Below are 13,537 nucleotides of genomic sequence, written 5' to 3'. Positions count from 1 at the left end.
CTCAGCACCACTGCGTTCAAGGGGATAATTTCTCAATAACGGGCGATCGCGAACACATAGAGAGCATGGACTGCCAATAACGTTAACCACACCAGCGTTACCGTCGGCATAAAGGGCACTGCCATGGGTTGCACCTGATGCCAAAACCAGCCACCGGAGTTAAAAGCAGCAAACAGGGCAACATGAACAGCAAAATTCATGCGATCGTCCAAGCGGCGATAGCTCGGATCACGACGATCAGGCTTGCGCGGCCAACGGGGAGGCATATAGAGCGTACCTAAATCACTTCCAGCTCATCGGGGTGCAAATGGGCAATGAACTTGGGACTAAACCGCACCTGAATCGGGTAGTTGGGACTAATGGGACGGCCTTGCCAGTCGCTGAGAATGGCGAAAATCTCTCCTTCCATGCCCTGAATGTCAAAGGGTTCGTTACGGTGATCGGGATGGTGATAGACGATGGTAGGGGTCTTAACGCGCACCCGCAGACCGACTCTTAAGGATTGTTGCTCGATAACACTCATTCGTTTCTTGCTCTCCTCGACTGGCAGGGGGTTTCTTTTTATCGTCGCATACGGGGCGATCGCCTTAGGACAACTGAAAATCAATTGTTACCATTACTGCCCGATCGCTGTCAGTTGGTAGAGGAGATCATCAAATGACTAGGGGAGTTACCATTGGCCCCCATTGTCAGGGGGGGCATCAGGAGCAAGGAGCGCACTTGATGGCGTTTTTCGGGGCTGAGGTATTCCTGCTGGACACACCGCCAAGTTTGCCACTGGCGTGTTTGCTCAAGGGCAATCATTTCTGCGAGGCAAGGAGAGGCTTGGCGGAGGTTGAGTCCGAGTTCAGTACGGAAAAAGTCATAGAGGACAACGCCATCGTGAAGTGTACCTAAGAGTTCTTGCAGCTGAGCAAAGGCGTCCACCTGTTCGGTGAAGGCGTCTCCATAGACACTGCTAAAGAGTTCCATCTGATAGCGGACTCGCTTGGTTTGCTTGCGGAGATCGTGGAGTTCTTCACCCGCTGTTTGCAGCCACTGGGGCGGGTTGCTAACCGCAAGAAAGAGGGGGCGATCGCCCTGCCATTCAATGGCCACTTGCCACCCCGGATGCAGCAGCAGTTGACACACCAAGGGCAACAAAATATCTGGGGCAATCAGTTCCGTTGGCAAGTTGGCAATCTCACGATACTGAGGGGCAGCTAGCCATTCTTCTAGCCCCTGTTGCAATTTGCGATAGCGATCGCTCCGCAGCAGTTGCAGGGCTTTTTGCAGCAGTTCTGTCCGTTGCTTTTCGAGTTTTTTAATGAGTTTTGCCAGTTGTTGTTGCTCAGGGCGAGGTAGGTGAGGGTAATACTGCTCCTTAAGCGCCAGCATCATCACATCCAAATCCCGTACGGGACTAAGACTGCCGGCGATCGCCCGCACCCGCTGAATCGAAACCCCCTTGGGCAAACGCACTGTATTGCAAAAGACCTCCAGAGCCGTTCGCAGGCGGCGCAGACCTACCCGCATCTGGTGAATTGCCTCAACATCGCGATCGCGAATCACCCCCGGCTCGTGTTTGCTAATTTTGCGGTAGTACTTTTCAAAAGCGGCGTATGCGACATGCCCTAGGGTTTCCATAAGACCCCCTCCCTGCTCAACGCCCAAAGGAATACCACTATTAAATTTAACGTTTATTAACTAAGGCTACTTTTATCTTAACTTTAACTTAACCATATCCTACCGTTGTGGCTGAATCATGATCATGGCTCAGCAAAAAAAAGCCCCGCTCGATCAGAACGGGGATCAGGGAAATCAGTGAAGTAATTCAGTAAGAGCGGAATAAAAAATAAAAATTGGGAATCTTAGGCAGCCGCTAGATTTTTAGCAACAAAGTCCCAGTTCACCAGTTGGTTAAGGAAGTTATCAATGAAGTCGGGACGACGGTTTTGGTAGTCGAGATAGTAGGCGTGCTCCCACACGTCAAGGGTCAGCAGAGGCACTTGCCCATGAACCAAAGGATTTTCGGCATTGGGGGTTTTGGTCACTTTCAGCGTACCCGCTTCGAGCACCAGCCATGCCCAACCACTACCAAACTGGGTCGCTGCCGCATTTTTGAACTGAGACTTGAACTCGTCGTAGCTACCAAAGGCACTGTTGATCCGAGCGGCCACATCACCTGTAGGAGCGCCACCGCCACCGGGCTTGAGGCTATTCCAGAAGAAGGTGTGATTCCACACTTGAGCTGCGTTGTTGAAGATGCCCACCTTGGCAGCATCGCCATAGGTTATGCGAATAACATCTTCAAGGGATTTGTCAGCCAGTTCAGTATCTTGAGTCAGTTTATTCAGGTTGTCCACGTAGGCTTTATGGTGCTTGCCATAGTGAAATTCAAAGGTTTTCGCAGACATCCCATAGGGTTCAAGGGCACCCGGATCAAAGGGAAGGGGTTCTTGTACAAATGCCATAGTGCTCAATACCTCTCTAAAGGTGATGCAGGTTTAGGCTACTAGAGATCAGTCATCGCCAAAAGGCACCTAGCAGCAGTGCCCATCGCCTAATTAACAATTCGCAATAATTATATCATCCTCCTTTCCCCTTTAGAAAAGAGCTGTCTGGCAGCATGATATGTTCAAAGGGGTTCTTGGGTCTTGGGTTCTATGGTTGCTTCTGTCCTTCGCCTAGATCAGGTTTTGATTCCTGAGGATGCCCCCATTCGCTTTGGTACCGATGGCTGGCGGGGCATCATTGGCGCTGAGTTTACTTTTAACCGTCTGCTGCGGGCAGCCAAGGCAGCGGCGGCAGTGCTCCATCAAACCTATGGCAAGGGCACAACGCCTCGCATCATTGTGGGCTACGATCGCCGGTTTTTAGCGGAACAGTTGGCCGCAGCCGTTGCTCAATTACTGGCGAGCCAAGGCTATGAGGTGTGGCTTTCCAATTGTGCGGCACCGACCCCCGCCTTTAGTTGGGCCGTCAAAGCAGAGGGAGCTATTGGCGGCTTGGTAATGACGGCAAGTCACAATCCCGGTATCTATGCGGGACTGAAGGTGAAGGGCGCCTTTGGCGGCTCCGTACCCACGACCGTCACCCAAGCCATTGAAGCGCAGTTAGCTCAGGGAGACCCGCCACCCGTGGGTGAGGCCAAAACAGACTATCAAGCCTTTGATCCGTGGCCCAGCTATTGTGCAGCCTTGCGCACCCATGTTGATCCAAGACCCATTCGTGAGGCGATCGCCACCGGTAAGCTGCAAGTCTGTGCCGATGTCATGCATGGGGTCGCCGCCGGTGGATTAGAGCGGTTATTGGAGATTCCCATATCGGAGTTTCGGCGCGATCGCGATCCCCTCTTTGGGGGGGGTGCTCCTGAACCGATTGGCCGTTATTTAGCCACAACCCAAGAGCAGCTGCGGCAACAACACAGTGCTACCCCGACAGTGTGTTTAGTCTTTGATGGTGATGCCGATCGCCTAGCAGTCATTGATGGCGAGGGGGTGCTGTACACTGCCCAAGAAATTATTCCCATCTTGATTGATCATCTGGCACAACACAGTAGCTACCGAGGGGCCGTGATCAAATCCATTAGCAGTTCTGATCTGGTGGCGCGAGTGGCCGCCCACCATGGTTTAGCGGTGATTGAAACGCCCATTGGCTTTAAGTACATTGGCGATCGCATGCTCGCTGGAGAAACCATTCTCTTAGGGGGTGAAGAATCCGGTGGGATTGGCTATGGCCACCATCTTCCCGAGCGAGATGCCTTACTCTCAGCATTGTACCTACTACAAGCCCTGGTAACATCTGGCTTCAGCGTAGGGGAATACTATCAGCAGTTGCAGGCAACCACGAACTTTTACAGTGCCTACGATCGCCTTGATCTCACCCTGACGTCCTCCGCGCAGCGGCAAAAACTGGAGACGATGCTAGCTGAGCATCCCTTCACCCAGATTCTAGATATGCCCGTCAGCCATTGGGACACCATTGACGGCTACAAATTTCAGCTGGCCAATGGCAGTTGGTTGCTGATTCGCTTTAGTGGCACCGAACCGCTGCTGCGCCTCTACTGCCAAGGGAAAACGCCTGAAGAAGTGCAGCGCATTTTAGAATGGGCAAATCAATGGGCAGTTTCAGTGGCCAATAATGCCTCTAGCACCCCAGCGGGCTCCTCAGCAACAGCCGGGTAAAGCACGCTCAAAAAGAATCACAATCGTCATCTACACGTCATCTCCAAAATAATGGAAAAATCCTAATGTCAGTAGACCCCTCTAGCGAAAGTTCCGCCGCCAGTGTCCGGGCGCCCCTCTCCCTCTGGACAAAATTAGCCTTCGGTGCTGGTGATCTCGGAACTGCTATCACTGCCAATTTACAGGTGTTTTTCCTGATGGTGTTCTTGACCAATGTGGCTGGACTCAATGCTGGCTTGGCAGGCAGTGTGTTGATGATTGGCAAAATCTGGGATGCCATCAATGATCCGATCATCGGCTACCTGAGCGATCGCACCCCTGTGGGCAAGTGGGGACGCCGCCACATTTGGATGATCTCAGCAGCCCTTCCCTTTGGCATTTGCTTTTTCTTGAACTGGTGGGTACCGACGACGAATCAAGGGTTGCTCTTTGGCTATTACGTTCTCATGGGTCTCCTCTTTAGCACGTTTTACACCGCAGTCAATCTGCCCTACAGCACCCTAACACCAGAACTCACGGAGGACTACAACGAACGCACCAGTCTGAATAGTTTTCGCTTTGCCTTTTCCATTGGTGGCAGTATTGGCTCGCTGCTGTTGGCGCAATTTCTCTTCCAAGTCATTAAGGAACCCAAAACTCAGTACATTGTTCTAGGGGGCATTGCCGCCGTATTATCTGTGCTGCCCATCTATTGGTGTGTCTGGGGCACACGGCAACGGGTACGGGAGTTTGAACGGCATACCCCCAGCCAACACCCTTTACCCCTGAGGACGCAACTGCGCTTGGTCTTTAGCAATCGGCCTTTCCTATTCGTGATGGGGATTTACCTCTGTTCTTGGCTGGCGGTGCAAATTACTGCCTCGCTGATTCCCTTTTTTATTGGCGATTGGTTGCAAATGTCCCCTGCCGAATATACGCAAGTGGCACTGGCGGTTCAATCGACAGCGATGATCATGCTCTTTGTCTGGAGTGCTGTGAGTCGGCGTATTGGTAAAAAGGCGGTGTATTACATGGGCATGGCACTGTGGATTATGGCTCAGGCCGGCTTGTTTTTATTGCAGCCGGGGCAAACAACGCTGGTGTATGTGTGCGCGATTCTGGCGGGGTTTGGGGTTTCGACGGCCTACCTTGTCCCTTGGTCAATGATTCCCGATGTGATTGATCTCGACGAACTCAATAGTGGCCAGCGGCGGGAGGGGGTCTTCTATGCCTTTATGGTGCTACTGCAAAAAATTGGTCTTGCCTTGGGACTGTTTCTAGTGGGTCAGGCCTTGCAGTGGGCAGGCTACCTCTCCAGCGTTGCCGATGAGCCGCGCCCCGTTCAGCCTGCCTCGGCACTGTTGGCAATCCGCATTACTATTGGGCCGCTACCGACCTTTTTGCTCATTATTGGCATTGTTTTGGCCTACCTCTATCCCATTACGCAGCCGGTACACCAAGCAATTCTCTTAAAGCTGCACGCTAAACGGCAAGGAGAGGCGGGTGCATGAAGGGCTGGTACGTGGGCGATCGCGCCTTTGTTTGGGGAGAGCGCACCTACATTATGGGGATCTTAAATATCACCCCCGACAGTTTTAGCGATGGCGGTGACTTTTTTAATCCCGCTAGTGCCGTTGCCCATGCCCTCGAAATGGTAGCAGCAGGGGTTGATGTCATTGATGTCGGCGGCGAGTCCACCCGGCCGGGCGCCAGTGAAGTGCCAATTAGTGCCGAGTTAGCGCGGGTGTTGCCCGTGATTGAGGGCATCCGTCAGCAGTCGCAGATTCCCATTTCCATTGATACGACCCATGCGGTGGTTGCTCGGGCAGCGGTGGCAGCAGGTGCCAATATCGTTAACGATGTCTCAGGCGGGCAGGCGGATCCGGAAATGTTTGCCACGGTAGCAGCATTGGGGGTGCCCTATATCCTCATGCATCGGCGGGGAACCCCAGCCACCATGCAGCAATTAACTGACTACGAAGATTTGATTGGCAATTTGCTTAGCTATTTTCAGGAACAAACGCAGCGAGCGATCGCCAGCGGCATTCCCCCCGAACACCTGATGATTGATCCCGGCATTGGTTTTGCCAAAACCACGCCCCAGAATCTCACCCTTTTACGAGAACTGCGGCAATTTCACAGCCTTGGCTATCCTCTCCTGCTGGGGCCATCGCGCAAACGCTTCATTGGCGACGTGCTGAACCTGCCTAATCCTAAAGACCGGGTTTGGGGTACCGCAGCGGTCTGCTGTCATGCCATTGCCCAAGGGGTCGAGATGGTGCGCGTCCATGATGTGGCGGCAATGGTGCAAGTGTGTCGGATGGCCGATGTACTCTGGCGATCGCCCTAGGGAGACTCAAACCACTTGAGGATACCCACCGCTATGAGAAAAAGACTCGCCAAGCCCTCTAAATAGGGGCCAAAGCGCAAGGGGGTTTGTTCGCGGAGTTGCTGCCCCAACCAAAAGCCACTGCCAATGCAGACCCAACTGGTTACTGTACTCGCTATCACGGCATCAAAAATTGGTAGGCGCGCCAAGCCCGCAGCTACCCCTGTGGCAAAGTTTGTCAGGGTCAATGCCAAACCCAACAGCAGCGACTGGTAGAGCGTGAAGTCGTAGGCATAGTCAAGAATTGGTAATAAGTTCGGCTTTGTGGTTTTAGACGGATGATTCAAGTTGAGCAAGACTCCCCCCAGTGCCGATGCCCCCATGACTATCAGTAAACCACTGCCAAGCCGCTGTGCCCAAATCAACGGCACATACTGCTGCACCCACCCACCCAACCCCATGGCCAAAAAGGTACTGCTACCAGAAAGAGCCGCAATCAGGACATTACCCAGCCCACTCATACGATAGCGGCGCAGGCCATAGCTAACGGCCACGCTAAAGTTATCCATATTGGTGGCAAAGCCAAAGAGTAGGGAGGCGATCGCGACGGGGGGCACTAAGAAACCTCTCAACAATTCACCCTGAGCATCAGCGATTTCTAAGGACAAAGGCACCTCTTAATTAGGAGGGTCTTGCGGGGCGATCGCAAATTTTCTGGGGGGGTGCATATCCCTTGAGGGCTTTTCTCACCGAGACTGCTCAATCTAAGCCCCGCCACTATGCTTGGGTAGATTAGGAACAATTGCTGCGCCCCGGAGCAGGCACACACAACTCCCACTCAGCATTAAAGGGTTCATAGCCCAGGGCCACCCCTGCACGTTCCGCCTGGTAGCGCACTTCCTCAAAGCAGTCAAAGCCATCGGGGCGCACAGCAATGATAATGTACTCGCGATCGCTCCGACGACGGAGGTTGGCCAACAAAATGGCCAGTGTGGAAGTGGGCTTCGTGAGGTCTGCTTTGGGCACCAGCACCTTTTGGGGATGGATGATGACCCCCTCGCGACGACACTCCAAATAGCGGGGGGTACGTTCCCCATTTTGGGCATTTTCCCGTGCCAAAATTTGCACATTGGTGCGTTCTCGCCCAAGACTACTGGCACTAATCACCACCACAAGCAGGATTAGCGTGCCAATGGTACAGGCCAAGATCGAAAGGAAGGGAAATAAGTCCAGTTGCAAATGGTGGGATTGACGCCGCTGCACAGCCTGATGCCTTACATGATTTTGGGCACACGGAAAAAGTCATCCTCGCGATCCGGGGCGATCGCCAGTAGATCCTCCCGATTCGGCCAAGGTTCCAACACATCGGGACGGGTCACATTACTGACTTCAATCGCACGGGTTGTCGGCGGAATATCGGTGACATCCAGTTCACTCAATTGGTTCACATAGTCAAGGATGCTATCTAGTTGCTGTGTCAGCGCTTCAATTTCACTTTCATCGACAGCGAGGCGAGCCAAGTGAGCGACCTTGCGCACATCCTCTGCGGTAATGACTTTTGTTGCCATGCGTGATCCCTTAGAAATAAACATCCATACTGGAGCGACCCGTGGTCTTCAGCCAGTTTTGCGCCTCGATATAGTTATTGGGCGCCAGTTGAATCGCTCGTTTCCAGTAGTCTGCGGCGCGATCAAAGAGTTGTTCAGCCTCCTCCGAGCGCTGCTGCTCTTCTGCCTGTGTCCCCAAGTAGTGGTAGATCACCGCAATATTATTGAGGGCTTGGGGCATGCGGGGATTGAGTTCAAGGGCTTGGTGATAATACTCTAGGGCTTTTTCATGATCACCATTACTGGCGTGGATCAGGCCAATGTTGTAGAGGATGTAGCTGCGATCGTTGGGGTCTTCCTCGAGTTCTAGGGCTGCTTGGTAGTTCTCTAATGCCTCAGCATATTCCCCGTCCGCTTGGGCAGACATGCCATCGCGATAATAGGCAAAGGCGGTTTTTGACTGCGAACTGGTGGGCAAAACCTTGAGAATGAGGTCAGCCATGACCGTAAAGGTTTTGTCAATAAAATTGTCGTTCCGTTGCGATCGCGGCATAGAGCCTCCTTGAACGGTCTCTTGCCTAGTGTATCAAAAGCACCACCAGCGATCGCACCCCTCGCCAATGCCTAAGATTTAGATTTGTAGCGTTCCACCAAGAGGCCCCTAACCCAGACCTAAGATCGTCATACAGCCCTTTTCTAAGATATGGCGTGTACGAATGAGGAGAGCATCCTATCCTCCAGCGGTTTTGACTGTTTTCAGCGTGTGCCATCCTTGGGAAAAGGGCTGTAGTGGCCATCCGTGCCGTGATGCTCACCAGATGTTGGGAGTTTAAGATTTATGATTGAAAATATTCTATTGGCAGACTCAGGAACTGGACAATCCGAACAAATGCTCAAGTCGCTGATGGAGTTGCCAGCGATTCAACGGGCTGCCGTCACTGTTTTGCACGTGATTCCACCGAAAATTACTGCCGAGGAGATGGCCGAACAACGTCAAGCGGGTGCCAAACTCCTAGCGGAAGCCGTTGCCCGACTGCACCTTGACCCAGTGATTAGTGTCAATACCATGCTGCGGGAGGGGGATCCTAAGGATACCGTGTTGCACGTGGCCGATGAAATCAATGCCGATTTGATCATCATGGGATCGCGGGGACTCAAGCGCCTGCAATCCATTCTCGAAAACTCCGTCAGCCAGTATGTGTTTCAACTGTCTTCCCGACCGATGTTGCTGGTGCGCGATGACCTCTTTGTGAAGAAAATCAACCGCATCATGGTAGCGCTCAATAATTCTGCCGCAGCCAAAGCCTCCTTACACTTAGCCGTGCGCCTGATGGAGGGGATCAAGGGTGGCAAACTCATTCTTGCCCATGTCAATCCCGACCTCAAGGGTCATGCCGATACCCCCCGCACGGCTGCTGAAAAAGATCCAATTCTTGCGGAAGCGGCAACAGTGGCCAAGCAGCGGGGTGTGGAATACCAGTGTGTCCTGACCACTGGCAAGCCCGCTGAAGAAATCTGCCGCATTGCTGCTGATACCAATGCCGATCTCCTCGTTCTGGGTTCCCCGGATCGGCGTCCGTCGATCGCTCGCAGTTTACCCGACTTGGATCGCCTTTTGGGCACTTCCCTGTCTGACTATGTGCGGGTCTATGCCGAGTGCCCCGTGCTCTTTGTGCGACAATCGGAGACGTAGTCTGGTCTAGCGGCAGTGACCTTTTTCGATGATCTGCGCTGGCAGGGCGATCGCCAGTGGCGACAATTGGCTGAATCCCTTGAGTACACCTTTCTCCAACTCTTTCGCCAGCAAACGGAGCCGTTTTGGGAGGACTCCCCCTCCTTAGAGGCATGGCTACGCTGGTTCTTTCAGGGGGTCTTGCTGGTTGGCCTTGGATTCGCCCTGTATTTTCTAGGGCGCAGTCTGTGGCGATGGTGGCAGGGACGATCGCGATCCTCCTCAGCAACACTCGTTTCTACCCATGAGGAGCGACCCAAACCCGTACGGGAATGGTTAGAACTCGCCCAAAACCTACAATTGGCGGGGGACTACCGGGGGGCCTGCCGTGCTCTTTACATGGCTTTGCTCTATCGGTTGCAGGAGGCGGGCTGGCTGCGGCTTCAGACCCACTGGACCAATAGCGACTACCTGCGGGAATTGGAGCGGCTCTTTCAACTGGGGGAGCGATCGCCAGCCGTGCGGCGGAGTATTCAGCACCTCTTTCAAGTTCACAGCCGCAGTTACTATGGGGCCGAGGCGGTGGATGCCCAAACCCTAGCCACCTGTCAAGCCGCCTATTTTGAGGTGGAACCCTTCCTGCGGGAGCGCCAGCAATGATCGCGATCAACCGTCGCCAGTGGTTCTTCCTCGGCTTCGCTGTCCTTGTGCTGTTGGTGGTTGGCCTCCTGATTTTGGTGGTGGCTCCCAGTAGCCGCGCTGGCTCCTCCTTTGATTCCTCCCCTTGGGGCACCCAGCAGTTTTATACCTACCTAGAGCAGCAGGAGTTTCGGGTGGAGCGCTGGCAGCGGAACTATAACAACCTCAAGGGCAAAGGGCACATTCTTATTCAGATTAGTGGTCGCCCCATCGGCTGGCCACCGTCCCTTGAGGAGTGGCTGGCTCAGGGCAATACGCTAGTGCGCTTCTACTGGCATGGTGAACCCACCGCCGCCCCCTTTGAGGAACGGCTCTCAACGCCTCAGGGCAATGTCTTGATTGAAACGCGCCGCCGCGTTCCTTTCCAGCAGGGCGATCGCCCCCTCCTCAAGGATGATCACGGTTTGATTGTCTATCTCAAATACACCCACAGTCTCCATAACCATGAACAGCGCGTCCTTGGCGTCTATCCTTGGTTGGTAGCCAATGTCTATGGCGGCGAAACGGGCCTTGCCAACTTTGCGGTTGTGGCTCAGCTCTTGCAGGAGGTGGCTGAACCGGGGGCAACGATATACTTTGATGAATGGCTGCACGGCTACCGCCAACGCACTCCAGAGGAGGGGGTCAGTGAGACAGTGCCTCAAACCCTCTTCGACTACTTTAGTCGTACCCCTTGGTTGGCTGTGGGGCTACAATTCGCCCTCTTGCTTCTCTTTTTGCTATGGCAGCAAAGTCAACATTTTGGCCCGCCCCTATTGGAAAAAGAACCTGTCGCCAGTAATAGTGCTGCCTACATTGAAGCCCTCGCAGGCGTTCTGCAGCGGGCACGGCAGCGGCAGTTTGTCCTAGAACAGCTTCAAGATCGCTTCCGCTATGATTTGGCCAATCAACTCGGCCTTGCCACCAATCCTCACCATCTGCCTAGGGATGCAGAACTCATTCAAGCGTGGCAAATAGCAACGGGGCGATCGCCCGACTCCCTGCAAGACCTCCTCAGTATGCACCAAAGCATTGATGATTCTCAGTTACTCAAATGGCTAGAGCAGGCTGGCAGGGTCCTACAGGCTCTGGAAAGGGCTGTCTGATGATCTAGCCTTTGGGCTTTGTCTTCACACACACTGGTCCATTGACAAGGGTTTGGCAAGCCAAGCGATAATTCTCTGGCTTACGGCGGAGCTTGCGTTCTTCCACTGGCGTGCGAGGGGAGAGATTTTCCATGCCCTCGACAATCTCAACCATACAGGTGCCACACTGACCATAGCCCCCACAATTAAAGAGCTTGCCCTTGAGGGTGTAGAGGTCAACCCCCGCTTCCATTGCTTTTAAGCGCAGATTCGCACCGTTGGCAGCAATAATTTCTTTGTTTTCGTTAACAAACTTAATATTTGTGGCCACAAATTCAGTTTTGCTTGCCATAGGAACCTACGCTAGTTACCATTCTTAATACATTCTCATTTTGGCAGAAAAACTGCCCAACCGTAGCTGAAGTTACGGGTAAATTGGCCGTTAAACTCTTAGTAGGGAAGCGGTTGTTACCGTGATCCGGCTGCTTAATAAAATTTGTTCATGCAAACGCTAAATTTTTGTATAGGAGGAGCGTAGTCAATGGGACTACCCTGGTACCGAGTCCACACTGTCCTGATCAACGATCCAGGGCGGTTGATTGCGGCCCACCTGATGCACACGGCATTGGTCGCCGGTTGGGCAGGGTCGATGGCTCTTTATGAGCTAGCTATTTTTGATCCCAGTGATCCAGTTCTCAACCCAATGTGGCGACAGGGAATGTTTGTGTTGCCCTTCATGGCACGGTTGGGGGTCACGGGGTCTTGGAGCGGTTGGAGTATTACTGGCGAAACGGGGATTGACCCCGGTTTCTGGAGCTTTGAGGGGGTTGCCCTAGCTCACATCGTCCTGTCAGGTCTGTTGTTCTTGGCGGCCTGCTGGCACTGGGTCTATTGGGATCTCGAACTCTTCCGCGATCCTCGCACCGGTGAGCCTGCCCTCGACTTGCCGAAAATGTTTGGCATTCACCTGTTCCTTGCCGGTTTACTCTGCTTTGGCTTTGGTGCTTTTCACCTGACGGGCCTCTTTGGTCCTGGGATGTGGGTCTCTGACCCCTATGGCTTGACGGGCAGTGTTCAGCCTGTTGCCCCCGAATGGGGACCCGATGGCTTTAATCCCTACAACCCCGGTGGTGTGGTTGCTCACCATATCGCCGCAGGCATTGTCGGTATTATTGCTGGTTTATTCCACCTGCTGGTGCGTCCACCCCAACGGCTTTACAAAGCTCTGCGCATGGGGAATATCGAAACGGTACTCTCCAGCAGTATTGCCGCTGTCTTCTTTGCTGCCTTTGTCGTTGCCGGCACGATGTGGTATGGCAGTGCCACCACGCCCATTGAACTCTTTGGGCCGACTCGCTATCAGTGGGACAGTGGCTACTTCCAACAGGAAATTAACCGCCGCGTGCAGGCCTCCCTCGCCAGTGGCGCCACGCTTGAAGAGGCTTGGTCAGCCATCCCAGAGAAACTGGCCTTCTACGATTACATTGGCAATAACCCCGCGAAAGGTGGTCTCTTCCGTACTGGCCCGATGAACAAAGGGGATGGGATTGCCCAAGCTTGGAAAGGCCATGCTGTCTTCCGTAACAAAGAGGGTGAAGAACTCTTTGTTCGTCGCATGCCCAACTTCTTTGAAAGCTTCCCCGTCATTCTCACCGACAAGAATGGCGTTGTCAAAGCCGACATTCCCTTCCGTCGTGCTGAGGCGAAATATAGCTTTGAGCAACAAGGCGTTACCGTCAGCTTCTACGGTGGTGAATTGAACGGCCAAACCTTCACCGATCCACCCACCGTCAAGAGCTATGCCCGTAAAGCTATCTTCGGTGAGATCTTTGAATTCGACAAGGACACCCTCAACTCCGACGGGATTTTCCGCACCAGTCCCCGTGGCTGGTTTACCTTCGGCCATGCGGTGTTTGCTTTGCTCTTCTTCTTTGGTCACATTTGGCATGGTGCCCGTACGCTGTTCCGCGATGTCTTCTCTGGGATTGATCCCGAACTGTCGCCGGAGCAAGTGGAATGGGGCTTCTACCAAAAAGTGGGCGATGTCACCACTCGTCGCAAAGAAGCTGTCTAGTCATTCC

At 53.5% G+C, this 13,537-nt stretch carries 16 protein-coding genes; 7 read left to right on the top strand and 9 right to left on the bottom strand.

Annotated elements, in window-relative coordinates:
- Positions 1 to 32: 32 nt before the first annotated feature.
- From IGQ15_RS05905 to IGQ15_RS05890, 4 genes are all read right to left on the bottom strand, one after another.
- Entirely contained in the window at positions 33 to 266 is a 234-nt protein-coding gene (locus IGQ15_RS05905; protein WP_297049668.1) for a hypothetical protein, read from the bottom strand.
- 11 nt (positions 267 to 277) lie between these two features.
- Positions 278 to 523 carry a ferredoxin-thioredoxin reductase variable chain gene (locus IGQ15_RS05900; RefSeq protein WP_297049665.1) on the bottom strand — a complete coding sequence of 82 codons (246 nt, stop codon included), beginning with the start codon at positions 521 to 523 and terminating at the stop codon, positions 278 to 280.
- A gap of 110 nt (positions 524 to 633) precedes the next feature.
- Complete coding sequence (locus IGQ15_RS05895) at positions 634 to 1,626, bottom strand: CHAD domain-containing protein (RefSeq protein ID WP_297049661.1); 993 nt, start codon at positions 1,624 to 1,626, stop codon at positions 634 to 636.
- 224 nt (positions 1,627 to 1,850) lie between these two features.
- A complete protein-coding gene (locus tag IGQ15_RS05890) occupies positions 1,851 to 2,453 on the bottom strand; it encodes a superoxide dismutase (protein ID WP_181495045.1) in 603 nt (200 codons plus the stop codon).
- A gap of 192 nt (positions 2,454 to 2,645) precedes the next feature.
- Between IGQ15_RS05890 and IGQ15_RS05885 the strand changes: the two genes are divergently transcribed.
- The 3 genes from IGQ15_RS05885 to folP all read left to right on the top strand — a co-directional run bounded on the left by IGQ15_RS05885 (position 2,646) and on the right by folP (position 6,495).
- Complete coding sequence (locus tag IGQ15_RS05885; RefSeq protein ID WP_297049655.1) at positions 2,646 to 4,166, top strand: phosphoglucomutase/phosphomannomutase family protein; 1,521 nt, start codon at positions 2,646 to 2,648, stop codon at positions 4,164 to 4,166.
- Positions 4,167 to 4,231: 65 nt separating this feature from the next.
- Positions 4,232 to 5,656 (top strand): MFS transporter, encoded by a 1,425-nt coding sequence (locus IGQ15_RS05880; protein WP_297049654.1) that lies wholly within the window; start codon positions 4,232 to 4,234, stop codon positions 5,654 to 5,656.
- On the top strand, positions 5,653 to 6,495 hold the full coding sequence (gene folP / locus IGQ15_RS05875; RefSeq protein ID WP_297049651.1) for a dihydropteroate synthase: 843 nt from the start codon (positions 5,653 to 5,655) through the stop codon (positions 6,493 to 6,495). Before IGQ15_RS05880 ends, folP begins: the two co-directional genes overlap by 4 nt.
- Here the strand turns inward: folP and IGQ15_RS05870 are convergent.
- The 4 genes from IGQ15_RS05870 to IGQ15_RS05855 form a co-directional block, all read right to left on the bottom strand.
- Positions 6,492 to 7,106: a hypothetical protein gene (locus IGQ15_RS05870; RefSeq protein WP_297049648.1), complete on the bottom strand. Its 615-nt coding sequence runs from the start codon at positions 7,104 to 7,106 to the stop codon at positions 6,492 to 6,494. The genes folP and IGQ15_RS05870 overlap by 4 nt on opposite strands.
- A gap of 160 nt (positions 7,107 to 7,266) precedes the next feature.
- A complete protein-coding gene (locus tag IGQ15_RS05865; protein WP_297049645.1) occupies positions 7,267 to 7,737 on the bottom strand; it encodes a hypothetical protein in 471 nt (156 codons plus the stop codon).
- A gap of 11 nt (positions 7,738 to 7,748) precedes the next feature.
- The gene (gene gatC, locus IGQ15_RS05860; RefSeq protein ID WP_297049642.1) at positions 7,749 to 8,042 is read right to left on the bottom strand and encodes an Asp-tRNA(Asn)/Glu-tRNA(Gln) amidotransferase subunit GatC; all 294 of its coding nucleotides are present in this window, start codon (positions 8,040 to 8,042) and stop codon (positions 7,749 to 7,751) included.
- Between the two features lie 10 nt (positions 8,043 to 8,052).
- Positions 8,053 to 8,574, bottom strand: coding sequence for a photosystem I assembly protein Ycf3 (locus IGQ15_RS05855; RefSeq protein ID WP_149819824.1), 522 nt, complete (start codon positions 8,572 to 8,574; stop codon positions 8,053 to 8,055).
- Between the two features lie 285 nt (positions 8,575 to 8,859).
- Between IGQ15_RS05855 and IGQ15_RS05850 the strand changes: the two genes are divergently transcribed.
- Genes IGQ15_RS05850 through IGQ15_RS05840 form a run of 3 tightly spaced genes read left to right on the top strand, consistent with a single transcriptional unit; the run spans position 8,860 to position 11,477 of the window.
- A complete protein-coding gene (locus tag IGQ15_RS05850) occupies positions 8,860 to 9,714 on the top strand; it encodes a universal stress protein (RefSeq protein ID WP_297049639.1) in 855 nt (284 codons plus the stop codon).
- Positions 9,715 to 9,729: 15 nt separating this feature from the next.
- Positions 9,730 to 10,353 carry a DUF4129 domain-containing protein gene (locus IGQ15_RS05845; RefSeq protein WP_297049636.1) on the top strand — a complete coding sequence of 208 codons (624 nt, stop codon included), beginning with the start codon at positions 9,730 to 9,732 and terminating at the stop codon, positions 10,351 to 10,353.
- A complete protein-coding gene (locus tag IGQ15_RS05840) occupies positions 10,350 to 11,477 on the top strand; it encodes a DUF4350 domain-containing protein (RefSeq protein WP_297049633.1) in 1,128 nt (375 codons plus the stop codon). Before IGQ15_RS05845 ends, IGQ15_RS05840 begins: the two co-directional genes overlap by 4 nt.
- A gap of 4 nt (positions 11,478 to 11,481) precedes the next feature.
- Here IGQ15_RS05840 and IGQ15_RS05835 read toward each other — a convergent pair whose 3' ends face one another.
- A complete protein-coding gene (locus IGQ15_RS05835; protein WP_297049629.1) occupies positions 11,482 to 11,808 on the bottom strand; it encodes a 2Fe-2S iron-sulfur cluster-binding protein in 327 nt (108 codons plus the stop codon).
- Between the two features lie 189 nt (positions 11,809 to 11,997).
- Here IGQ15_RS05835 and psbB point away from each other — a divergent pair, with 189 nt between their 5' ends.
- A complete protein-coding gene (psbB, locus tag IGQ15_RS05830; protein WP_297049625.1) occupies positions 11,998 to 13,530 on the top strand; it encodes a photosystem II chlorophyll-binding protein CP47 in 1,533 nt (510 codons plus the stop codon).
- The last annotated feature ends 7 nt before the right edge of the window (positions 13,531 to 13,537 follow it).

It is taken from the genome of Thermosynechococcus sp. M98_K2018_005, assembly GCF_015295825.1.
Classification (GTDB): Bacteria; Cyanobacteriota; Cyanobacteriia; order Thermosynechococcales; family Thermosynechococcaceae; genus Thermosynechococcus.
Note: the sequence above shows the minus strand (reverse complement) of the source record. Positions and strands in the feature narration are given on the sequence as shown.

Coding starts and splice junctions, on each gene's coding strand:
- IGQ15_RS05905 (WP_297049668.1), bottom strand. CDS start 266: ATGCCTCCCCGTTGGCCGCGCAAGCCTGATCGTCGTGATCCGAGCTAT.
- IGQ15_RS05900 (WP_297049665.1), bottom strand. CDS start 523: ATGAGTGTTATCGAGCAACAATCCTTAAGAGTCGGTCTGCGGGTGCGC.
- IGQ15_RS05895 (WP_297049661.1), bottom strand. CDS start 1,626: ATGGAAACCCTAGGGCATGTCGCATACGCCGCTTTTGAAAAGTACTAC.
- IGQ15_RS05890 (WP_181495045.1), bottom strand. CDS start 2,453: ATGGCATTTGTACAAGAACCCCTTCCCTTTGATCCGGGTGCCCTTGAA.
- IGQ15_RS05885 (WP_297049655.1), top strand. CDS start 2,646: ATGGTTGCTTCTGTCCTTCGCCTAGATCAGGTTTTGATTCCTGAGGAT.
- IGQ15_RS05880 (WP_297049654.1), top strand. CDS start 4,232: ATGTCAGTAGACCCCTCTAGCGAAAGTTCCGCCGCCAGTGTCCGGGCG.
- folP (WP_297049651.1), top strand. CDS start 5,653: ATGAAGGGCTGGTACGTGGGCGATCGCGCCTTTGTTTGGGGAGAGCGC.
- gatC (WP_297049642.1), bottom strand. CDS start 8,042: ATGGCAACAAAAGTCATTACCGCAGAGGATGTGCGCAAGGTCGCTCAC.
- IGQ15_RS05855 (WP_149819824.1), bottom strand. CDS start 8,574: ATGCCGCGATCGCAACGGAACGACAATTTTATTGACAAAACCTTTACG.
- IGQ15_RS05850 (WP_297049639.1), top strand. CDS start 8,860: ATGATTGAAAATATTCTATTGGCAGACTCAGGAACTGGACAATCCGAA.
- IGQ15_RS05840 (WP_297049633.1), top strand. CDS start 10,350: ATGATCGCGATCAACCGTCGCCAGTGGTTCTTCCTCGGCTTCGCTGTC.
- IGQ15_RS05835 (WP_297049629.1), bottom strand. CDS start 11,808: ATGGCAAGCAAAACTGAATTTGTGGCCACAAATATTAAGTTTGTTAAC.
- psbB (WP_297049625.1), top strand. CDS start 11,998: ATGGGACTACCCTGGTACCGAGTCCACACTGTCCTGATCAACGATCCA.